Here is a 22,423-nt window from a genome sequence, read left to right on the forward strand (position 1 = left end):
TTGTATTTGATATTGCGATACTTGAATCTATAACATGAAAAATATGTCAAAAGTCACCCTGATGATGTTACTGGCCTTTTTATTGACTTATGGAAATCATGCGTCGGGCAGTAGTTTGTCTCAAATTCGTCAGCTGCATACGGGCTGGGAGTTTTCAATGTACGGAAGTAATGAATGGTTCTCTGCACAGGTGCCTGGTACAGTGCATCAAGACCTGATAGCGCATAATAAATTGCCTGATCCTTTTTATGGCATGAATGAGCAGAAAATACAATGGGTGGAGAAAGAAGACTGGCTTTATCGCACCACTTTCACCCTGACCGACGCCGAGCTAGCCCATGAAGAGGTTTTCTTGGTGTTCGAGGGGCTTGATACGTATGCCGATGTGTTTCTGAATGGTGCCCGTCTGCTGAATGCGGACAATATGTTTGTGGGATATCGTATTTCGGTGAAAGAGGTGCTGAAAAAGGGTGAAAATAGGCTTCTGTTACGGTTTCGTTCGCCTATTCGTGAATTGATGCCACAATGGGAGAGTAACGGGTTTGATTATCCGGCAGATAATGACCATTATCCTCAAAAATTAAGTGTGTTTAGTCGTAAAGCTCCTTATTCCTACGGGTGGGACTGGGGAATCCGTATGGTGACTTGCGGTATTTGGCGGCCTGTGTATCTGCAGTTTGTGGACCGTGCAGTAGTGGAAGATTTTTTTGTACATCAGCAATCGGTTAGTGCAGAACGGGCAGATGTAGACAACCGGTTGGAAATAAACAATATCAGTGAAAATATGCAGTTGGCAGTGGTACGTGTGGCGTATAGTTATGCCAATGAGTCTGTTAAAAGCGTAGAGAAAACGGTGGAACTGCAACCGGGGCTTAATCGTATATCTCTGCCTGTGTCGGTTGAATCGCCGCATCTCTGGATGCCTAATGGCTGGGGAGAACCTGCGCTTTATACATTTGAGGCTTCTGTGTCTGTGGATGGTCAGATTGTATCACGAAAAAGTCATCAGATAGGCCTGCGTACAATACGTGTCGTGCAGGAGAAAGATAAGGACGGTATGAGTTTTTATTTTGAGGTGAATGGTATTCCGATGTTTGCTAAGGGAACCAATTTGATTCCATCGGACGCCTTGCTTCCTCGTGTGACTCGTGCACGTTATATGCGTCTGCTGGAAGATGTACAGTCGTCTAATATGAACATGGTTCGTGTTTGGGGAGGTGGAATCTATGAAGATGATGCATTCTTTGAAGAAGCGGATAAACGTGGTATCCTCATCTGGCAGGATTTTATGTTTGCTTGTACCACTTACCCGCATGATTCGGCTTTTTTGAACAATGTAGCCAAAGAGGCGGAGTACAATATCAAGCGTTTGCGTAATCATGCTTCACTGGCTATGTGGTGTGGTAATAATGAGATTTATGAAGGTCTCCGTTATTGGGGATGGAAAGAAAAATATACTCCGGAAGTGTATCAGCAGATGCTGGAAGGATATGACGTATTGTTCCGCCATCTGTTGCCGGAGAAAGTAAGAGAATTCGATCCGGGCCGGTTTTATCTGGAAGGTTCACCGCTGGAGGCCAATTGGGGAAGGCCGGAGAGCTGGAAGGTGGGCGACAGCCATAACTGGGGTACGTGGTACGGGCAGAAGCCGTTTGAGAGTTTGGATAAGGAGATTCCGCGTTTCATGAGTGAATATGGTTTTCAGGCATTTCCGGAGATGAAGACCATCCGCACCTTTGCTTCGCCGGAGGATTATGAGCTGGAATCGCCCGTGATGAATGCACATCAGAAAAGTACGATAGGAAATGCCTTGATTAAAAAGACCATGAGCCTGTATTATCCAGTGCCGGAGAAGTTTGAGGATTTGGTATATTTGGGACTTGTGTTGCAAGGACATGGTATGCGTCAAGGGATGGAAGCACACCGCCGGAATCGTCCTTATTGTATGGGGAGCTTGCCCTGGCAGTTGAATGACAGTTGGCCGGTAGTTTCTTGGTCGGCCATTGACTATTATGGCAACTGGAAAGCCATGCAGTATCAGACCCGTCGGGCATTTGCTCCCGTGTTGGTCGATGCAGTGCGCGAAGGAGATAAATTACGCTATTATGTGTTGTCTGATTGCCTAAATACAGAGAAAGTGACATTACAACTTGAACTGATGGATTTTCAGGGGAGAGTATATCGTCGTCATCAGGTAGAGGGAATGTTGCCGGTTAATGCTTCTACGGTTTTCTATGAGGAAGATTGGCAGAATGCTTTTGAGGGATGTGATACAACCGCTTCGTTTATCCGTATGGAATTAAAGAACGACCGGAATCGACAGATTCTTTCGGAGGAGGTGTATTATCCGGTATATCCTAAATCACAGCGTTTGCCACAAGCCAAGATTACTTGCAAGAAAGTGAAAAAGGGTGGAATGTATGAGTTGACTTTAAAATCCAGTCAGCTGGCTCGTGATGTGTTTGTGGAGATTCCGTCGCAGGGGGTACGCTTTTCAGACAATTTCTTTGATTTGCTTCCAGGAAAAACCAAGAAAGTGACAGTGTCTTCAACCGATGGAACTCCTTTGGAAGATATTTCTGTGGTGATACACCAATTAAGTGATATTGTAAAATCTAATTACTAATCTTTTATATGTATTGATTATGAGACCATTTTCAAAAATGAATTGTATGGGGTTGGCATTTGCTGGAATGCTGATGGCCTCGTGTACGGATAGTCCGACGGCTGTGGCCGACTATCAGGTTGTTCCTATGCCGCTGGAGATTACGGCGGCATCGCAGGGGTCGTTCCTGCTGAAAAGTGGAGAAACTATCTACTATACTGCCGGGAATGAAAAGATGAAGAAGAACGCTGAGTTCCTGGCGGCTTTTATCAAGGAGCAGACCGGCATCACGCTGAAGGTGGAGGAAGGCGAAAAGGAAGAGGGCATCGTGCTGAAACTGGGCCTGGAAGTCGATTCTCCGGAAGCGTATCAGTTGAAGGTGGACGGCCAGAAGGTAGTGATTGCCGCTCCTTCTGAAGCAGGTGTGTTCTATGGTATCCAGACGCTTCGTAAGTCTGTATCGGTGCATGAGGGAGCAGGATCGGTGGAACTTCCGGCTGTGGAAATCAACGACTCACCTCGTTTCAGCTACCGTGGTATGATGCTCGATGTGGGCCGCCACATGTTCAGTATGGATGAAATTAAGGCTTACATTGATATGTTGGCTTTGCATAACATCAACCGTTTCCACTGGCATCTTTCTGAGGACCAGGGGTGGCGTATCGAAATCAAGAAATATCCGAAGCTGACTGAAATCGGTTCAAAACGTAGTGAAACGGTTATCGGACGTAATTCTGGTGAATATGATGGCAAGCCTTACGGCGGTTTCTATACACAAGAACAGGCAAAGGAAATCGTAGCATATGCAGCAGAACGTTATATTACGGTCATTCCAGAAATTGACCTTCCAGGACATATGCAGGCTGCGTTGGCGGCTTATCCGGAACTGGGATGTACAGGTGGCCCGTATGAAGTGTGGCGCATGTGGGGTATTTCCGACAATGTGCTTTGCGCGGGAAACGACAAGACTATCCAGTTCATCAAGGATGTGCTGGCTGAAATCATTGAGATATTCCCGTCGGAATACATTCATGTAGGTGGCGACGAATGTCCGAAGGTGAAGTGGGAGACCTGCCCTAAGTGTCAGGCCCGTATCAAGGCTTTAGGTATCAAGGGCGACAGCAAGCACTCGAAAGAAGAATACCTGCAGAGCTACGTGATACATGAAGCTGAGAAGTTCCTCACAGAAAAAGGCCGTAATATGATTGGCTGGGATGAAATTCTGGAGGGCGGACTGGCTCCGAATGCGACGGTGATGTCATGGAGAGGTGAAGCTGGTGGTATTGAAGCGGCTCGTCAGAAACATAATGTCATCATGACACCGAATACTTATCTGTATTTCGACTATTATCAGGCAAAAGATACAGATAATGAACCTTTGGCTATCGGTGGTTATCTGCCAATGGAAAGAGTATATAGCTATGAACCTATGCCTTCTGCTCTTTCTCCAGAAGAACAGAAATTTATTACCGGTGTGCAGGCGAACCTCTGGACGGAATATATCCCGACTTTTGCACAGGTACAATATATGGTATTACCACGTATGGCTGCTCTTTGTGAAACGCAGTGGAGCGCTCCTGAAAAGAAGCAGGATTATCAGGGATTCCTGAAACGTACAGCCCGTTTGACAAAGATTTATCAGTTGAAGGGATGGAACTACGCCACTCATATTTTCGATGTGAATGTGAACATCGCTCCTAACACGGAAACGGGCAAGCTGGATGTAACGGCAAGCACCATCGACGATGCACCTGTATACTATACCCTCGACGGTACTGAGCCTACCACTGCTTCGTCCAAGTATGAAAACGGACTGACTATAGATGCGGCATGTGTGTTGCGTATGATGGCCGTACGTCCGGAAGGCAACTCACGCATTACGCGTGACAGCATTGCGTTCAGTAAGTCTACTGCGAAACCTATCACCATGTTGCAGCCTATTAATAAGCCTTACGAGTTTAAGGGTGCCACTACGCTGGTAGACGGTATGACGGGTGACCGCAACTACAAGACCGGACGCTGGATTGCTTTCTACAAGAATGACATGGAGGCGGTGATTGATTTGAAGGAAGCTACCGAAATCAGTTCCATGACCTTGCGCACTTGCGTAGAAAAAGGTGACTGGACGTTTGATGCCAGAGGTATTACCGTAGAGGTGTCGGACGACAACAAGACCTTCAAGAAAGTGGCTTCGGAAGCTTATCCGGCTATGAAGGAAACAGATGCCAACCAGATTTATACCCATACCCTGACGTTTGATCCGGTAAAGACCCGTTACGTGAAGGTAACGGCCTTGTCCGAAAAGAATATTCCGGCATGGCACGGCGGCAAGGGCAATCCCGGATTCTTGTTCGTAGATGAAATCGTATTGAACTAACGGCGCATAGCCTTCGTGATAAAGGCCTGGTCTCCTGAGGGAAGATCAGGCTTTTTTTATCGGCTTTTTGCTATCGTTAGTTGAAATACTGTCAGGCGATGTGTATCTTTGCGCAGAAATGTATAATTGTCAAGAAAAAGTTCAACATGAAAAAGAAACTGGTTTTTGCTACCAACAATGCCCATAAACTGGAGGAGATACGTGCCATTCTGGGAGATAAAGTGGAAGTGCTGAGTTTGAAAGACATCCGTTGTGAAGCCGATATTCCGGAAACGGCGGATACGCTGGAAGGAAATGCCGCGCTGAAGGCGGAATATATTCATACGCATTATAGCATGGATTGCTTTGCCGATGATACCGGCCTGGAGGTGGAAGCGCTGGACGGGGCTCCCGGAGTGTATTCGGCGCGTTATGCGGGCGGTGAAGGGCATGATTCGGAAGCCAACATGAAGAAACTGCTGGCAGAACTGGAAGGCAATGAGAACCGGAAGGCGCAGTTCCGTACGGCCATCTGCCTGATAGAAGGAGGAGAAAAGCACTTGTTCGAAGGCATTGTGAAGGGAGAAATCATCCGGGAGAAAAAAGGAAGCTCCGGCTTCGGTTACGACCCGGTGTTCGTTCCGGAAGGCTATGCCGAGACTTTTGCGGAGATGGGAGCTGAAGAAAAGAACAAGATTAGTCACCGGGCAAGAGCCGTACAGAAGTTGTGTGACTATCTGAATAGTAAATAAAGCAGAATAAGGGCTGTGATTATTTCTAAATGTAATGGACTTTTACAGCCCTTTGCTCGCCTGAGAAGAATCTGTAGAAGATAGCAGATAATATCCCCGTCCTTTGACGGTGGAAATCCGATAATCCGGGAAGTCTTGCAGGACTTTCCGGATTGTTTGTATATGCGCGTCTAATTTCTCATTCGCCTGCGGATCGTGCGGCCAGCAAGCCGTTTTCAGGTCTTCACGGTTCACACATTCTCCTTTCTTTTCCCATAGCAGGTAAAGAAGCTGCAAGTCGAGGCTGGAAATGGCACACTGCATGCCGTCGATCAGTAATATCTGCTGCTTCAGGTCGATGTACAGCCCTTTTTCGGGCTTATTTTGCCGCTTTTTCAGGTAAAGGCAGACTTGTATACATATAGCAGCGAGCAGCAGGCACAGCAGCCCGTAAAAGCTCGCATGGATATGGCGGAGTAAAGTCAGCCAGTCGTAGTCAGCCCACCCTTGCAGTTGCAGGCTGTGAGTCAGGTCGAGCGAGCAGACCGGAGTCTTATAGGCTGAGGACGTGGGTAAGATGCCTGCCCGTGTGCGGGTGCGAGCCGACTTGTCGGAATAAAACACACCCGCCGTTCCGCTGACATTTTTTTTCTCGAGCTGTTCCTGAAACAACCGGTTCACTTCCTCCACCTTGACAGGCTGTATGTCTGCCAGCAGGTATTCGTTCAGCAGTTTCCGGGCTTTCTCTTCCGGAATGCTGTCTTTGAACAGGTAAGTGGTTTTTCCTTCTGTAGTCTGAAGCGTATAGCTTTTGATTTTCCGGCTGGAGACGGGCGCGAAAAGATAAGCCTTCAGGGCCGGGTCTACGTAGATATGCGGGTTCTTGCTGAACGCATTCAGACGGTCGTTGTAGTGAAGGCGTTCGGCTTCCTGCAAGGATTGACTGATAAGGGCATGCACCTGTGTCCGGCTATGCAATAGAGCCATATAGACGGTGGCTATACATACGATGACAGTGGCGGCTACAGACAGGAACCAGCTTGTTCTTTTTGTCATAACGATATTCTTTAGAAGCAAATTAAGCCACAAAAAGCGGGAAGTCAAAAACATTATTGTATAGATATAAGGGTGTGCTTGTATATTTTAGGTTTTCTGTGCGGAATCCTTATGTTTCCCGGCCCCGAACTGTAGGTTTCTCTTGTGGAAAACGTAGGGTCCCGCCGTGGGAAACGTAGAACAGAACCCTGCGTTTTGCGCATATTGATGAAGCGTTTGTTTATCTTTCCTTCAGGTACTTCTCTACTTTCTCGAAGAACAGTGAGATGTGCGCTCCGTCTACAAAAGCATGGCTTACGGTCAGTGCAATGGGCATGACCAGCCTTCCCTCACGCGTCACCGCCTTGCCCGCATTCATCAGCGGATAGTCCAGCGGATGGCCCGGGGCATACTGCGTGTAAGAGATGGAGGTAAAGTACAGCTTGGGCGTGGCACTGAGCAGGATGACGTCAAAATCGCCCTGAGCCGCAATCTCCTTGTCGGTGCCGTAGGGGTCTCCGTCCTCCGGGATAGAGGTGATGATACGCCGGGCTTCCTCGTAGAAAGCCTTGAAATCACTGTTCCAGGGAATGCGAACCGTGTAGAACGTCTTTCCCGGCATGGCAATGGGCGTCGTGATGTCTACCGTATCGTGGTAAACCACTTGCCCGTGCTTGTCCCACCGGTAACGGAACTCCTTGATTTCATTCGCCGCACGAAGTATGGCGTACAGGTAATACAGAAAGAAAGAACGGCCCTGCGCCTTCGCTTCCGCATACGCCTCCGTGCAGTCCACCTCGCTGGTCATGGCAATCCAGGAATTATGGAAATCGCGGAAGAAAAGATAGTTGTCCTTCCGCTCCCAGGTGTCAATATCGATAAGATGTTTCATGCTTGCTGAAATTTTTGCGCTACTTTCCGGTAAGTAGGCATGTCAATGTGTAACTGTGCGCCTAGGTCAATCATATCAAACAGCAGGCCCTGAATTTCCGATTCATGCCCTCGGGCAATGTCCTTCTGCATGGAAGCCGTGCTGTGCGGGTCGAGCTTGTCAATCACCATCAGGTTGTAGGCAATCGGGTCGCTCGGGTAGGTGATGCCTAGTTTTTCACCAATCTGTGCACTTTCACGTGAAAGACCGATAAACGTGTCGCGCACTTCACCTTCGTGTTGCACTTCTCCCATCGGCACATCGTGATAAGCGCCTGTGCAGGCCATGGCCGAGATGAATGACCATTTGATAAAGGTATCCCGGTTGATGTCGTCTGATACATCCACCTTGATACCGCACTGACGGAGCTCTTCGGCAATGGTTTCCAGACGTTCGAGGGCTACATGCTGTTCCGGACGTGCGCCGAATACCAGACGGAAGATACTTCCCATTTGGCTGATTTCTCCTTCACCGGATACGAAGCCTACGATGTAGATGCAACCGTCGAGTACCTTGACAGAAGGGGCAAGACGGCCTATGCGGGGACCTGTGCCGTATACATTCAGGATAGGGATGACGAGTGTGTCGGGAGTAGCTGCACGTTCCAGTACCTCTTTGATAGAGTCAATGGAGTATCCTTTCACGCAGACAAAGATGACATCTGCTTTTCCTTGATATTCTTCTGCGGTACATGCTTTTACGGAGAGAAAATGTTCTCCTTTTAAATCCGACTTTAAATGCAATCCATGCTGGCGAATAGCTTCCAGGTGTTTTCCACGTGCGATGCAGGTCACGTCCTTGCCTGCCAGGGCCAAAAATCCGGCGATGCTTCCTCCTACACCGCCTGTTCCGATGATAAGATAGTTCATGACGTAAAAAAGTTATGGAGATAAAAGAACAAGCACGGAATGTGTAAGCCCGTGCTTGATAAATAAGGTATTATACGTTGAAACGGAAGTGCATAATATCGCCGTCTTCTACGACGTATTCCTTTCCTTCCACGTTGAGTTTTCCGGCTTCACGTACGGCAGCTTCTGAACCGTAGTGGATAAAGTCGTCATATTTGATGACTTCTGCACGGATAAATCCTTTTTCGAAGTCTGTATGGATTACGCCGGCACACTGTGGAGCCTTCCATCCTTTGTGAAAGGTCCAGGCGCGGACTTCCATTTTTCCAGCTGTGAAATAAGTTTCCAGATTCAGCAATTTATAAGCTGCACGTATCAGCCGGCTTACACCTGATTCTTCCAGACCTACTTCTTGCAAGAACATTTGGCGATCTTCGTAGGTTTCCAGTTCGGCAATGTCAGCTTCTGTTTTAGCAGCTACAATCAGGATTTCGGCTCCTTCTTCTTTTACGGCTTCACGTACCTGCTCCACGTACTTGTTGCCGCTTACGGCGCTGGCTTCATCCACGTTACAGACATACATCACCGGCTTGGAAGTCAGCAGGAACAGTTCGTGTGCGATTTTCTGTTCGTCTTTGGTCTCAAACTGTACGGTACGTGCCGATTTTCCCTGTAAAAGCGCTTCACGGTAGCGGACCAATACTTCATAAGTTTGTTTGGCTACCTTGTCACCTCCGGTTTGTGCCTGTTTCTGCACTTTCTGAATACGGCTTTCTATGGTTTCCAGGTCCTTCAACTGAAGTTCCGTATCAATGATTTCTTTGTCGCGCACTGGGTCCACACTGCCGTCCACATGCGTCACGTTCTCATCGTCGAAGCAGCGCAGCACGTGCAGAATGGCATCGGTTTCACGAATGTTGGCCAGGAACTTGTTGCCCAGCCCTTCACCCTTGCTGGCCCCTTTTACCAGTCCGGCGATGTCCACAATTTCCACGGTAGTCGGAACGATACGGTCGGGGTTGACCAGTTCGGCCAGTTTGTTCAGACGGTCATCGGGCACCGTAATCACGCCCACATTAGGTTCAATGGTACAGAACGGGAAGTTGGCCGCCTGGGCTTTTGCGTTTGATAAGCAGTTGAAAAGTGTCGATTTTCCCACGTTTGGCAAACCGACGATACCACATTGTAATGCCATAATTTATCGTTTGTTTCTAATTTATTTCTGATGCATAATACTCTAATTCTCTGCAAAGATAGTTATTTTTTAAGTTCCGGCCTATTCTTCTACCGAATGAGCGGCAATTTTGGGGAACTTCATTGGTAGAAAATAAAAAAAGAGGCGCTTCATCACGAAGTGCCTCTTTTGTAAAGAGAGTTTATGAATTTTCTTATTTAATCATTTGTCCATTGTAACAGTCATTTCAGGAATCAGAATGAAATCATTTTTCTTGGAATTCCATTTGTAGTATTCTGTAGTTACACTCTTGTTGTCGTATGTGTAACGAATGCACAAATCGTTTTCCCAGCAGTTATTGTTTGTATTCCATTTCTGTGACATATTTTCTGTCATTTGATTGTTGGCGTTGTATTTGTAGCTATACTTCATATAGTTTGTCAACATATTGCCATCTTTTTTGTACACAGTTTCTGCCACTTTCAATCCGTTAACTTCTTCTGCGTTGTAAATCAGGTTGTTATTCATTTTAGCTGCATAAGTTGATAAGCTTGCAACAAAAGTTATAACTAAAACAACTACACACTTTGCTAAATTCATCTTTTTCATATCTTTCTAATATTAAGGTTTTACTTACGTTTTGTTCTTTTTGACGATGCAAATGTAGTAAAAGCTTTGATATGTTGTATGCATTTCGGCGTAAAAAATGAGGTAAATTAGCAAAATGTCACTAATTAAATGTTTGTTAACGGTTTGGGTGACTTAGTGCGCTTCCAGCCAATTTTGTCCCCATCCATGGTCTGCGCGTAGTGGAGCTTTCATTTTGTAAGCGGCTTCCATTTCGCTTATCACAATTTGCTGCACTTTTTCTTTTTCTTCCGGCAAGACGCTGAAGTTTAGTTCGTCGTGTACCTGGAGAATCATTTTCGAGCGGATATGTTCTTCTTGGAAACGTTGGTATATACGTATCATGGCTACCTTAATAATGTCGGCGGCACTACCTTGAATAGGGGCATTGATTGCATTTCGTTCGGCATACCCTCTGACGACTGCATTTTTGGAGTTGATGTCCGGCAGATAGCGTTTGCGTTTGAAGATGGTTTCAATGTATCCTTTTTCCCGTGTTTCCTGAATGCTTTGGTCCATATAAGCCTTTACATTCGGATAGTTCTCAAAATATCCGTCAATAAGTGCTTTGGCTTCTTTGCGGTCTACGTTCAGACGTTCTGCCAGTCCGAAGACTGAAATGCCGTAGATGATACCGAAATTCGCTGTCTTGGCTTTGCTTCTTTGCTCGCGTGTCACTTCTTCCAGTTTTACCTTATATATTTTAGCGGCAGTAGCTGCATGAATGTCCTGGTTTTTCTGGAAAGCTTCAATCATGTGCGGGTCATTGCTCAGGTGTGCCATGATGCGCAGTTCGATTTGTGAATAGTCGGCCGAGAAAAATTCGCATCCTTCGTCGGGGATGAAAGCTTTTCGGATTTCCTTTCCGTCTTCGTTGCGGATGGGAATGTTTTGCAGGTTGGGATTACTTGAACTTAATCGTCCGGTAGCCGTGACTGTTTGGTTGAAAGACGTATGGATGCGTCCGGTAGCCGGATTGATAAGTTGGGGGAGGGCATCAATGTAGGTACCCAGCAGTTTTTTGAGTCCGCGATGCTCCAGAATCTTTCCTACGATTTCATGTTTTCCCCTCAGGCTTTCCAGTACTTCTTCTGAAGTGACATACTGGCCGGTTTTGGTCTTCTTGGCTTTTTCCACGATTTTCAGGCGGTCGAACAATACTTCACCCACTTGTTTGGGAGAGGCAATGTTGAACTCCATTCCGGCCAGCTGGTGTACCTCTTCTTCTATCTGGTTCATCCGGGCCGTAAAATGGCGGGACGTTTCTTTCAGTGCTTCCGTATCAATACGTACTCCGTTTCTTTCCATGTAAGCCAATACCGGCACCAAAGGCATTTCTATCTCTTCGAACAGTTCTTTGACTCCGTTTGTTTCCAGTTCGTTTTCGAGTACCTGTTTCAGCTTGAGCGTCACATCAGCATCCTCACAAGCATACTTATAGACGGATTCGGGAGCAAGGTCGCGCATGTTTCCCTGTTTTTTCCCTTTTGCTCCAATTAGTTCTTCAATTTTGATAGTCTCGTATTTCAGATAAATTTCGGCCAGGTAATCCATGCCGTGGCGAAGTTCGGGCTGCAACACATAATGCGCAATCATGGTGTCGAACATCTTTCCTTTCAGGGTTACTCCATAATTGGCTAGCATGATAAGGTCGTATTTGATATTTTGTCCAATTTTGAGCGAATCGGGATTTTCAAAGGCCGGTTTGAATATATTTACAATTGTAAGAGCTTCTTCACGATTAGCTGGTACTGGAACATAAAAAGCCTGGTTTTCGGTAAAACTGAAGCTCATTCCTACCAGTTCTGCCGTGATGGGATCGATTCCGGTGGTTTCCGTGTCTAGACTGAAAAATTTTTGAGTAAGCAATTTTTCAGCTAAAATCTCCATTTTCTCCTTATTATCAATAAGTTGATAGTCGTATGACAGGTCTTCTAACCTCGTGAGAGTTGAATTTTTTGCGTCAACCGTATCTTCTTCCGCAAAAAAGCCAAAGAGATCGGGTTGAGCGGCAGGAGAGGGGACGGCCTTTTTCTCTGTTTTGATTACTCGGTCAATCAGAGTTCGGAATTCCAGCATTTCGAACAGACGGCGCAGTTCCTCTTCATCGGGTTCTTCTCTCTTCAATGCTTCCATGTCGAGTGCGATGGGTACATCCGTTTTGATGGTAGCCAGAAATTTTGAGAACGTGATTTGCTCTTTGTTTTCTTCTACCTTCTTCTTGATGGCTCCTTTCAGTTCGTCGGTATGAGCTAGCAAATTCTCGATGCTGCCGAACTGGGCAATCAGTTTCTGTGCCGTTTTTTCTCCTACACCGGGACAGCCCGGAATATTGTCGGCTGTATCTCCCATAAGTCCAAGCATATCGATGACCTGTAGAGGCGACTGGATGTCGAATTTGGCCTTGACCTCTTCCACTCCCATCACTTCGAAATCTTTGTCGCCGTATTTGGGACGATACATGAACACGTGTTCTCCCACCAGTTGTCCGTAGTCCTTGTCGGGAGTCATCATGTACGTATTGATACCTTTTTTCCCGGCTTCAGTAGCCAGCGTACCGATTACGTCGTCAGCTTCGTATCCGGCAATTTCCAGAATTGGAATACGATAGGCACGTATAATCTCCTTTATGATGGGAACGGACAGCCGGATAGCTTCTGGGGTCTCCTCCCGCTGGGCTTTGTATGCTTGGTAAGCTTCGTGGCGAAATGTGGGTCCTGACGGGTCGAAGGCAATACCGATGTGAGTCGGATTTTCTTTCCGCAGCACTTCTTCCAGTGTATTGACAAATCCCAGGATGGCAGAGGTATTAAAACCCTTCGAATTGATACGAGGATTCTTGATAAAGGCGTAATAGGCACGGTAAATCAGTGCATAAGCGTCTAATAGAAATAGCTTCTCCATTCGTGTAAAAATATTAAGTTTTTTCATGTAAAAGTACAAAAAAATACGGTATTCGGTCTTTTATTATTACTTTTGTGGGCCTAAATAAATGTACATGAACAAAATTGATTTAATAAAGCAGCCTGTAGAAAAAGAATTAGAGGAATTCAGAAGGCTTTTTGAGGATTCTTTGACTAGCACAGACCCTCTTTTAGGGGAGGTGCTGGCTTATATCAAGAAGCGGAGCGGAAAGATGATGCGTCCTATCCTGGTGATGCTGACGGCTAAACTGTTCGGTACATTAAATGAGTCTACATTTCATGCGGCTTTGTCATTGGAGTTGCTTCATACGGCCAGTCTGGTGCACGATGATGTGGTAGATGAAAGTGATAAGCGCCGTGGACAGTCTTCAGTAAATGCTATTTACAATAATAAGGTTTCTGTATTGGTGGGCGACTATATGCTGGCTACGAGCTTGAAACATGCCGCATTGACGGGCAAGGTAGAACTGGTAGAACTGGTCGCTTCTTTAGGACTAGAGTTATCTGAAGGCGAAATCTTGCAATTGGGTAATACGGGAAAAGAGGACTTTTCAGAGCAGACTTACTTTGATATTATCCGAAAGAAAACAGCTGCCTTATTTAAGGCAAGTTCGCAGAGTGGAGCCGTATCAGTAGAAGCGATACAGGAGGATGTGAAGAAAGCCGGTCTGTTAGGCGAAATGATTGGTATTGCTTTCCAGATAAAAGACGATATTTTTGATTATTTTGAAAACTCGGAACTTGGTAAGCCTACAGGAAACGATATGTTGGAAGGAAAACTTACGCTTCCTGCTTTGTATGTGCTGAATCAGGCAGGAGATGACAGCCTGAAAGAAACGGCTTTGCGGATACGTTCACTGGAGGCTTCAAAAGAAGAAATCGCTAGTTTTGTAGAAAGGGTGAAGGAAGGAGGAGGAATTGAATATGCTACTCGTATGATGTATGCCTTCCGTGATAAGGCACTGGCGCTGGTGCCTGACTCGGCCGATATCTGTTTGAAAGAAGCCTTGACAGCTTATATCGATTATGTGATTGAACGGAATAAATGATTTCATGAGGGTGTGTCAAAATTCATTTTTTGAAAATATGAACTTATAATTTGAAATTTGAGCACCCCAAAAGACTAAAAGAGGGCCGTATCAAACTCTGTATTGAGTAATGATGCGGCCCTCTTAAGTATTATGGTTATAATCTGTAACTTTTGGGAGTAGTCATTTTAGTTTTGACACACTCTCATTCTTTTATGAGGGGCTTAGAAGAACTTAGTTTCACTTCCCACAATGTCAGACAGTAGTAAATTTGCCATGCGGCTTGTACCCAGACGGAACAGCTCGTTGGTCAGCCATTCTTCTCCTAACAGCTCTTTTACGATGGTATAGTACACCAGTGCATCGTGCACGGAGTTAATGCCTCCAGCGGGCTTAAATCCGACTTTCCGGCCAGTCTCCAGGAAGTATTCCTTGATGGCCTGACACATCACGTAAGCAGCTTCCGGTGTGGCAGCCGGACTTTCCTTTCCGGTAGAAGTCTTGATAAAGTCAGCTCCTGAATACATAGAAAGGATAGAAGCTTTCTTGATGTTCGAAGCACTTCCCAATGCACCGGTTTCCAGGATCACTTTTAAGTGCTTGTCGCCGCATACTTCTTTCAGCTCTTCGATTTCGTCGCACATGCCTTCGTAGTCACCGCTCAGGAATTTGCCCACAGAAATCACGATATCTATTTCGTCTGCGCCACTATGGATGGCCATGGCAGTTTCAGCCACCTTCACCTCAATGAAGGTCTGTGAAGAGGGGAAACCTCCCGATACGCAGGCAATCTTCACGTCGTCTGCCTCCAGTGTATCGTTGACGATTTCAGCCATGTTGGGATATACACAAATCGCAGCCACGTTCTTCAGGTCAGGGTAGCGGTCGACAAACTCATTGACCTTCTCCGTGAACTTCATCACGCTGGTGTCGCTGTCTGTACACTTCAGTGTAGTCAAGTCAATACAGTTGAAAAGGAACTTCTTTACTTCCTTCGTATTGTTTTCTTCCAGATGCTTTTCGATGAGACGGGCTGTCTTCTCCGCAATTTCATCGTCCTTCAGATTCGTTTGATATTTACTCAACGCATCTTCGTACTTGTTGTACTGGTTCTCTTCTTCGTGCGTGTGTTCGCATCCGCACGCATGTTCGTGATTAGGATTCATATACTTTATAGTTTAGGGTTGTTTTTATGTCTTTCCTTGTCTCGGTTGGTTTTCTTCTCCAGGTTCTTTCTGAACGCTTCCGTCAGGTCCACACCCGTCTGGTTGGCCAGGCAGAGCAACACCCAGAGCACGTCGGCCATTTCGTCGCCCAAGTCCGTTTTCTCGCCTGCCTTGAACGACTGGTCGCCGTAGGTGCGTGCCATGATGCGTGCCAGTTCGCCCACTTCTTCCGTGAGCACAGCCATATTGGTCAGCTCACTGAAGTACCTTACTCCGTAGGTCTTTATCCATTCGTCTACGGTCTTCTGTGCTTCTTCCAGTGTCATGGTTATTCTTTGTTTTTGGTGTCCATGCAGATGGTCACCGGTCCGTTGTTCAATAATTCTACCTTCATGTCGGCACCAAACTCACCGGTTCCTACTTGTTTTCCCAGGGCAATACTCAATTCATTGCAGAAGTATTCGTACAGAGGAACGGCAATTTCATGTCCGGCAGCCCGGATGTAAGAGGGGCGGTTTCCCTTCTTGGTCGAGGCCATCAGTGTGAACTGGCTTACTACAAGGATTTCTCCCTGCACATCCAGAATGGACTTATTCATTACTCCATTTTCGTCGTCAAAAACACGGAGGTTGACTATCTTTTTACAGAGCCAGTCTGCATCTTCCTGCGAGTCGGCTCCTTCAATGCCGAGCAGAATCATGAAGCCTTCTTTGATGGCCGATTTGCAAATTCCGTTAATGGTCACGGATGCGTGTGTCACGCGCTGTATAACTACTCTCATGTACTTCGTCTTGTTTCTACAAAAATAGCAAATTATTTGGATTCTGATAGTGATTCCTTGACGCTTTTCGCCGCACTTTCTCCAATCACTTCTGCAATCTCTTCCAAGCTGGCTTGTCGGATGCGGGCTACGCTTTTGAACTTTTTCAGCAAGGCTGTTTTCCGTTTGTCGCCAATACCTTTGATGCTGTCGAGTGCGGAAGCAATCTGGCTTTTACTTCTTTTCTCCCGATGGAACGTGATGGCAAAACGGTGCACTTCATCCTGGATGTTTTCCAGCAGATGGAAAAGGGGAGTGCCTTGCTTGATTCCGAGTGTCTGTGGCGGAAAACCAAACAGCACTTCCGACGTGCGGTGGCGGTTGTTTTTGGCAAGTCCCACGATGGGAATCTGCAAGTGCAGTTCGTCTTCTATCACCTGTCTTACTACTTCCATCTGGCCTTTCCCTCCATCCGTCAGAATCAGGTCGGGTAGTTCTCCCTGCTCTTCCAGAATACGGCTGTAGCGGCGGCGTACCACCTCTTGCATGGAGGCATAATCGTCTGGTCCCACTACCGTTTTGATAAGGTATTTCCGGTAGTCTTTTTTGCTGGGTTTGGCTTTCTTGAATACCACGCAGGCAGCCACAGCGTCCGAACCCTGGATATTGGAGTTATCGAAACATTCAATGTGGTTCGGCATTTTCTCCAATTGCAGCTGGGCTTGGATTTCTTTCATCAGCCGTACGCTTCGTTGTTCCGGATTTAGTTTCTCCGCCTGTTTCAGGCGGTCCACTTTATACTGCTTTACGTTCATCAGTGAAAGGTCGAGCAGGTGTTTTTTCTCGCCTTTTTTAGGGATAGTGAATGTCACGCCGTTCATTTCCATGTCCAGTTCAAAAGGTACGATAATCTCCTTCGAAGTGCTTTTATAACGTTCACGCATTTCCACGATACCCAATTGGAGAAGCTCTTCCTTACTTTCATTCATACGTACTTTATATTCGAAGGTGAAGGCCTGATTAATGCATCCGTTGGTAATATGCAGGTAATTGATGTATGCCGTGTTCTCATCGGTTTCTATGGAGAATACGTCGATATGGTGAAGTACCGAACTGACTACCTCACTCTTGGCGCGATAGCTTTCGATGAGCATATATTGTTCCTTGAGTCTTTGTGCTTCCTCGAACTTCATCTCTTCTGCCAGACGCTTCATTTCATCCATCAGCGCATTGCTTACCTTCTGGGTATTTCCTTTCAACAGTTCTCTAGCCTGCGCAATCTGTTGCATGTATTCTTCGTGCGACTGTTTCCCGATGCAGGGACCTTTGCAGTTCTTGATGTGGTATTCCAGGCAGACTTTGAACTTTCCCTGTGCAATGTTTTCCGGAGTTAGTGCCAGATGGCAGGTGCGGAGCGGATACAGCTTTTTAATCAGTTCCAACAGAGCCATCATGGAAGGCACGTGGCTGTACGGCCCAAAGTAATTCGAACCGTCTCGAATAATTTTCCGGGTCTTGTATATGCGCGGAAAATACTCGTTGCTGATGCAGATGGAAGGGTAGGTTTTGTCGTCCTTCAGCAGCACGTTGTATCTTGGCTTGTATTTTTTTATCAGGTTATTCTCCAATAGTAGGGCATCCTCTTCTGAGTTTACTACGATGTATCGGATGTCAGCAATTTTGGAGACCAGCATGCGTGTCTTGGCCGACTGGTGATCCTTGGAAAAATAAGAATAGACACGCCGCTTCAGGTTCTTGGCTTTTCCCACGTAAATGATGATTCCTTCTTTGTTCAGGTATTGGTATATACCCGGTCCTTCTGGAAGGTTCAATACGATACCTTTTAGGTATTCACTGGTGTTGTTTGTCTTTTCTGTTTCTTCCATATCGCTTGGTTCTTGTCAGGGTGAATACAGCCTTCTTTGGGGAGAGATTTCCTGCAAAGAAGGCTGCATATAATTCCCCCTTTCTGTCGGGGGCTTTTCGTCTTATAGCTTCAGAAGTGTGGTTACTTCTACGGATTTTTCGAATGCGTTTCTTCCGTTTAATCCTTTCAGTTCAATGACAAAATTGACATACGCATTCTCTACGCCGCAGCGTTTTACCAGTCGGTAAGCTGCTGCCATCGTTCCGCCTGTAGCCAGCAAGTCGTCGTGCAACAATACCACGTCGTCTTTGCTGATGGCATCCTTGTGAAGCTGTATGGTGTCGGTACCATACTCTTTGGCGTAAGTTTCTTCAATGACTTCAGCCGGCAACTTTCCGGGCTTGCGGGCCATGATGAATCCGGCTCCTAAGCGGGCCGCCAGGGCACCTCCCAGAATGAATCCTCTGGACTCGATACCTACCACTTTGGTAATCCCTTTGTCCTTGTACAGTTCATACAACTCGTCTATCATACCCTGCAAACATTCCGGATTTTTGAACAGGGTAGTGACATCGTAGAACAGAATGCCAGGTTTAGGGAAATTGGGTATTTCTCGAAGGTTTTTCTTTAATGTTTCTTTATTCATATCCAGTATTTTATGTGTATTCCTTAAACAAATTGTTTCACGTGAAACATGCCTGTTTTATCGTCCCAGAAGGACCAGTAGCACGTTGATGTCACTGGGGGATACTCCTGGGATGCGGCTGGCCTGCGCCAGGGTTTCCGGGTCTATCTTTACCAGCTTCTGCCGGGCTTCGGTCGACAGGGACTGCAGGTTTGCGTAATCAAACTTGCCCTTGATACGGATGGACTCCAGCCGGTGTATCTTGTCGGCAATCGTACGCTCCCGGTCGATGTAGCCTTTGTACTTGATGCGGATTTCGGCGGCTTCGATAACCTCTTCTTTTCGCTCCTTGATTTTGTCGAGTGCTGCTTGGAAGGACGGGATGTAAGGAGCAATATTTTCTATCGTAATCTGCGGACGGCTGATTAAGTCAACCAGCTTGCATCCGTGAGTAAGTGGAGCCGTTCCTAACTTTTCAAGGGCGTCATTTATCTTTTCGGCCTTCACGGAGAAGGTGCTTACGAAGTTTACGATGCGGTCTATTTCGGCCCGTTTCTTTTGCAGGATTTCGTAGCGGTCGGCTTTTACCAGTCCCAGCTGATAAGCCCGTTCGGTCAGTCGCATATCCGCGTCATCCTGACGGAGCAGGATGCGGTATTCCGCCCTCGAAGTAAACATACGGTACGGTTCATCCACGCCTTTGGTTACCAGGTCGTCAATTAGTACGCCGATGTAGGCTTCGTCGCGTCCTAGAACAAACGGCTCGCCGCCGTGGCAGTTCAAGTGCGCGTTGATACCTGCAATGATACCTTGTCCACCGGCTTCTTCGTATCCGGTTGTTCCGTTCACCTGTCCGGCGAAGAACAGGTTTTTCACCACCTTCGATTCCAGCGTATGCTTCAGCTGTGTCGGGTCGAAGTAGTCGTATTCGATGGCATATCCCGGGCGGTACACCACCAAGTCTTTGAAGCAAGGAATCTTCTTCAGTGCCTCCAGCTGGATGTCCATCGGGAGTGAAGAAGAGAAGCCGTTCAGGTAAAGTTCCTGTGTGGTTTCACCTTCCGGTTCCAGGAACAGCTGGTGCTGCGGTTTGTCGGGGAAGGTTACGATTTTTGTTTCGATGCTCGGACAGTAACGCGGGCCGATGCTCTGGATTTGTCCGTTGAAAAGGGGAGAGTCGGCCAGCCCTTTTCGGAGCGTGTCGTGTACCTCTTCGTTGGTAAAGCACGTCCAGCATTGCAACTGTTTCAGCTGGCGTGGCTCGCTGATAAATGAGAAACGGTGGAAATCATTCTCGCCGTCCTGCGTGTCCATCAGGTCAAAATGTACGCTCTTTCCGTCGATGCGTACCGGGGTACCCGTCTTCATACGTCCGGCCGTAATGCCGTGGCGGGTGATGGATTCAGTCAGGTGATACGATGCCGGTTCCGCACAGCGTCCTCCTGCCAGCATCTTGTGTCCGATGTGCATCAGTCCGTTCAGAAAAGTACCGGCAGTCAGCACCACGCATCTGGCATGAAACGTCACTCCCCAGCAAGTTACCACGCCGGTTACTTCCCCGTTCTCCACCAACAACTCTTCCACTGTATCTTGCCAGATATGCAGATTGGGCAGGTTCTCCAGAATCTCTCTCCAGGCCCAGATAAATTTCCCGCGGTCACACTGGGCACGTGGACTCCACATGGCCGGTCCTTTGGATCGGTTCAGCATACGGAACTGGATGGCGGTCTTATCTGTCACCAGTCCCATGTATCCTCCCAGGGCGTCAATCTCTCTGACGATTTGTCCCTTGGCAATACCCCCTACGGCCGGGTTACAGCTCATCTGCCCGATTTTGTTCATGTCCATTGTAATCAGGCAGGTCTTTGAGCCCAGATTGGCTGCCGCAGCCGCCGCTTCACATCCGGCATGACCGGCTCCGATTACGATTACATCATACTTGAAATCCATTAGCTTTTATGTTTTTAATCCTTTGCAAAAATACGAATTACATGAAATCTTTCCGCATTTCCAGCGCTTTGTTTTCTGCGGCTTCCATGATTTCGCGTTCTCCCGGCCCTTTGTCGTTGATGCCACACAGATGCAGTATGCCGTGTATGATTACGCGGTAGAGTTCTGTTTCATACGCAGCATTGAATTGTTCGGCGTTGGTGCGTACCGTATCCAGGCTGATAAATAAATCGCCCGACAGTTTCTTGCCTTCGCAGTAGTCGAATGTGATGATGTCCGTGTAATAATCATGTTGTAGATACTGGCGGTTTACTTCCAGAATCTTCTCGTCCGAGCAAAAGATGTACGCGATTTCGCCTACCTTCTTACCGTAAGTTTCGGCCACGACTTTGATCCATGCAGTCGTCTCGCGCTTCTTGATGGCGGGCATTTCCACGCCCTCTGTTTGGTAACTAATCATAGCTTATGTTAATTGAAAAATAAATATCCGATGAAAATGGCAGCCAGTATTCCGGTGAAGTCAGCAATCAGTCCGCAACTTAATGCATGCCTTGTGCGGGTTACACTGACGCTTCCGAAATACACCGCCAGAATATAGAATGTGGTATCCGTCGACCCTTGGAAGATGCAGGCCAGACGACCGACAAACGAATCGGCTCCGTAGGTGCTCATGGCATCCACCATCAGTCCGCGGGCTCCGCTACCGCTCAACGGTTTCATCAGTGCTGTGGGTAGTGCGCCGACAAACTGGTCGTCTATTCCGCAACTTCGTACTATACCAGCGATGCCCTGAATCAGAAAGTCCATGGCTCCCGAAGCGCGGAACACACCGATGGAAACTAAGATAGCCACCAGGTAGGGAATGATACGCACAGCAGTAGAAAATCCCTCTTTTGCTCCTTCCACAAATGCGTCGTATACATTGATTTTTTTTCGCATGCCCGACACGATAAAGCCGATGATGATGAGAAAGAGAAACACATTGGCAAAGGTCGTAGAGTAGAGGTCAATCTGTTCCCGGCTAAGCTGAAGGAATAGCCAGATGATACCTGCAATCAGCAGGCTGGCTCCTCCAAGGAACAGCAGAATGGTTCGGTTCAGCAGGTTGATGCGCTGGTATAAGCTGACTGCGATAATGCCGGCCATCGTCGAAAAGAAAGTCGCCAGCAGAATCGGTACAAATACATCCGTGGGCTGTGCGGCTCCCATTTGCGCTCGATATACCATGATACTGATGGGAATCAGTGTCAGTCCCGAAGTATTTAGTACCAGAAACATAATCATCGGATTGCTGGCTGTGTCCTTGCGCGGGTTCAGTTCCTGTAGTCCTTCCATGGCTTTCAGGCCGAGCGGTGTGGCGGCATTGTCCAGTCCCAGCATATTCGCCGCCAGGTTCATGAAAATACTTCCCGTCACCGGATGTCCTTTGGGAATTTCCGGGAACAGCTTCGAAAACAGTGGACTCAGCAGGCGGGCGAAAAGTTGGATAACGCCTCCTTTTTCTCCAATTTTCATGATGCCCAGCCAGAGCGACAATACCCCCGTCAACCCTAATGAAATTTCGAATGCCGTTTTGGAAGAAGCGAAAGTAGAATTGATAATCTCCGGAAATACGGCTGTGTTGCCGAAAAATACGAGTTTGACCAGTGCCACCACAAAGGCAAGAAGGAAAAATGCAATCCAGATGTAGTTTAAAGCCATTTCTATTTAAGTATAATTCATGATTAATCTGTGTTACAAAAATATATAATTTCTTTGTCACTTCCTTCACCTTGTCTGAAAACATATAACTTTGT

General features: G+C 47.0%; 18 protein-coding genes. 4 read left to right on the forward strand and 14 right to left on the reverse strand.

The window, feature by feature from the left end:
- Positions 1-34 precede the first annotated feature (34 nt).
- From ACMJ0U_RS03335 to ACMJ0U_RS03345, 3 genes are all read left to right on the forward strand, one after another.
- Complete coding sequence (locus ACMJ0U_RS03335) at positions 35-2,626, forward strand: beta-mannosidase (protein ID WP_417128166.1); 2,592 nt, start codon at positions 35-37, stop codon at positions 2,624-2,626.
- Between the two features lie 37 nt (positions 2,627-2,663).
- Positions 2,664-4,982 (forward strand): family 20 glycosylhydrolase, encoded by a 2,319-nt coding sequence (locus ACMJ0U_RS03340; protein WP_417128201.1) that lies wholly within the window; start codon positions 2,664-2,666, stop codon positions 4,980-4,982.
- 146 nt (positions 4,983-5,128) lie between these two features.
- A complete protein-coding gene (locus ACMJ0U_RS03345; protein WP_417128168.1) occupies positions 5,129-5,713 on the forward strand; it encodes a non-canonical purine NTP diphosphatase in 585 nt (194 codons plus the stop codon).
- 42 nt (positions 5,714-5,755) lie between these two features.
- Here the strand turns inward: ACMJ0U_RS03345 and ACMJ0U_RS03350 are convergent, their stop codons facing one another.
- The 6 genes from ACMJ0U_RS03350 to polA form a co-directional block, all read right to left on the reverse strand.
- Positions 5,756-6,748 carry a winged helix-turn-helix domain-containing protein gene (locus ACMJ0U_RS03350; protein WP_417128170.1) on the reverse strand — a complete coding sequence of 331 codons (993 nt, stop codon included), beginning with the start codon at positions 6,746-6,748 and terminating at the stop codon, positions 5,756-5,758.
- Between the two features lie 220 nt (positions 6,749-6,968).
- Positions 6,969-7,619, reverse strand: coding sequence for a chloramphenicol acetyltransferase (locus tag ACMJ0U_RS03355; RefSeq protein ID WP_417128172.1), 651 nt, complete (start codon positions 7,617-7,619; stop codon positions 6,969-6,971).
- Positions 7,616-8,527: a ketopantoate reductase family protein gene (locus tag ACMJ0U_RS03360; protein ID WP_417128174.1), complete on the reverse strand. Its 912-nt coding sequence runs from the start codon at positions 8,525-8,527 to the stop codon at positions 7,616-7,618. Before ACMJ0U_RS03360 ends, ACMJ0U_RS03355 begins: the two co-directional genes overlap by 4 nt.
- A gap of 70 nt (positions 8,528-8,597) precedes the next feature.
- The gene (gene ychF, locus ACMJ0U_RS03365; RefSeq protein WP_417128176.1) at positions 8,598-9,701 is read right to left on the reverse strand and encodes a redox-regulated ATPase YchF; all 1,104 of its coding nucleotides are present in this window, start codon (positions 9,699-9,701) and stop codon (positions 8,598-8,600) included.
- 201 nt (positions 9,702-9,902) lie between these two features.
- On the reverse strand, positions 9,903-10,289 hold the full coding sequence (locus ACMJ0U_RS03370; RefSeq protein WP_417128178.1) for a DUF3836 domain-containing protein: 387 nt from the start codon (positions 10,287-10,289) through the stop codon (positions 9,903-9,905).
- 153 nt (positions 10,290-10,442) lie between these two features.
- A complete protein-coding gene (polA, locus tag ACMJ0U_RS03375; protein ID WP_417128180.1) occupies positions 10,443-13,211 on the reverse strand; it encodes a DNA polymerase I in 2,769 nt (922 codons plus the stop codon).
- Between the two features lie 94 nt (positions 13,212-13,305).
- On the opposite strand from polA, the gene ACMJ0U_RS03380 reads away from it, so the two are divergent.
- Complete coding sequence (locus ACMJ0U_RS03380; protein WP_417128181.1) at positions 13,306-14,280, forward strand: polyprenyl synthetase family protein; 975 nt, start codon at positions 13,306-13,308, stop codon at positions 14,278-14,280.
- A gap of 203 nt (positions 14,281-14,483) precedes the next feature.
- Here ACMJ0U_RS03380 and deoC read toward each other — a convergent pair whose 3' ends face one another.
- The 8 genes from deoC to ACMJ0U_RS03420 all read right to left on the reverse strand — a co-directional run bounded on the left by deoC (position 14,484) and on the right by ACMJ0U_RS03420 (position 22,328).
- On the reverse strand, positions 14,484-15,425 hold the full coding sequence (gene deoC / locus ACMJ0U_RS03385; protein ID WP_022053717.1) for a deoxyribose-phosphate aldolase: 942 nt from the start codon (positions 15,423-15,425) through the stop codon (positions 14,484-14,486).
- Between the two features lie 5 nt (positions 15,426-15,430).
- Complete coding sequence (locus ACMJ0U_RS03390) at positions 15,431-15,751, reverse strand: nucleotide pyrophosphohydrolase (protein WP_022053718.1); 321 nt, start codon at positions 15,749-15,751, stop codon at positions 15,431-15,433.
- Positions 15,752-15,753: 2 nt separating this feature from the next.
- On the reverse strand, positions 15,754-16,206 hold the full coding sequence (dtd, locus tag ACMJ0U_RS03395; protein WP_417128182.1) for a D-aminoacyl-tRNA deacylase: 453 nt from the start codon (positions 16,204-16,206) through the stop codon (positions 15,754-15,756).
- A 32-nt stretch (positions 16,207-16,238) separates the two neighbouring features.
- A complete protein-coding gene (gene uvrC, locus ACMJ0U_RS03400; RefSeq protein WP_417128184.1) occupies positions 16,239-18,071 on the reverse strand; it encodes an excinuclease ABC subunit UvrC in 1,833 nt (610 codons plus the stop codon).
- Between the two features lie 102 nt (positions 18,072-18,173).
- A complete protein-coding gene (locus ACMJ0U_RS03405) occupies positions 18,174-18,698 on the reverse strand; it encodes an adenine phosphoribosyltransferase (RefSeq protein WP_417128186.1) in 525 nt (174 codons plus the stop codon).
- 57 nt (positions 18,699-18,755) lie between these two features.
- The gene (gene mnmG, locus ACMJ0U_RS03410) at positions 18,756-20,627 is read right to left on the reverse strand and encodes a tRNA uridine-5-carboxymethylaminomethyl(34) synthesis enzyme MnmG (RefSeq protein ID WP_417128188.1); all 1,872 of its coding nucleotides are present in this window, start codon (positions 20,625-20,627) and stop codon (positions 18,756-18,758) included.
- Positions 20,628-20,664: 37 nt separating this feature from the next.
- Positions 20,665-21,087 carry an rRNA maturation RNase YbeY gene (ybeY, locus tag ACMJ0U_RS03415; RefSeq protein ID WP_417128190.1) on the reverse strand — a complete coding sequence of 141 codons (423 nt, stop codon included), beginning with the start codon at positions 21,085-21,087 and terminating at the stop codon, positions 20,665-20,667.
- Positions 21,088-21,095: 8 nt separating this feature from the next.
- Entirely contained in the window at positions 21,096-22,328 is a 1,233-nt protein-coding gene (locus tag ACMJ0U_RS03420) for a nucleoside recognition domain-containing protein (protein ID WP_417128191.1), read from the reverse strand.
- Between the last annotated feature and the right edge of the window lie 95 nt (positions 22,329-22,423).

It is taken from the genome of Phocaeicola sp. (assembly GCF_048170425.1).
In the GTDB taxonomy this organism is placed as follows: Bacteria; Bacteroidota; Bacteroidia; order Bacteroidales; family Bacteroidaceae; genus Phocaeicola.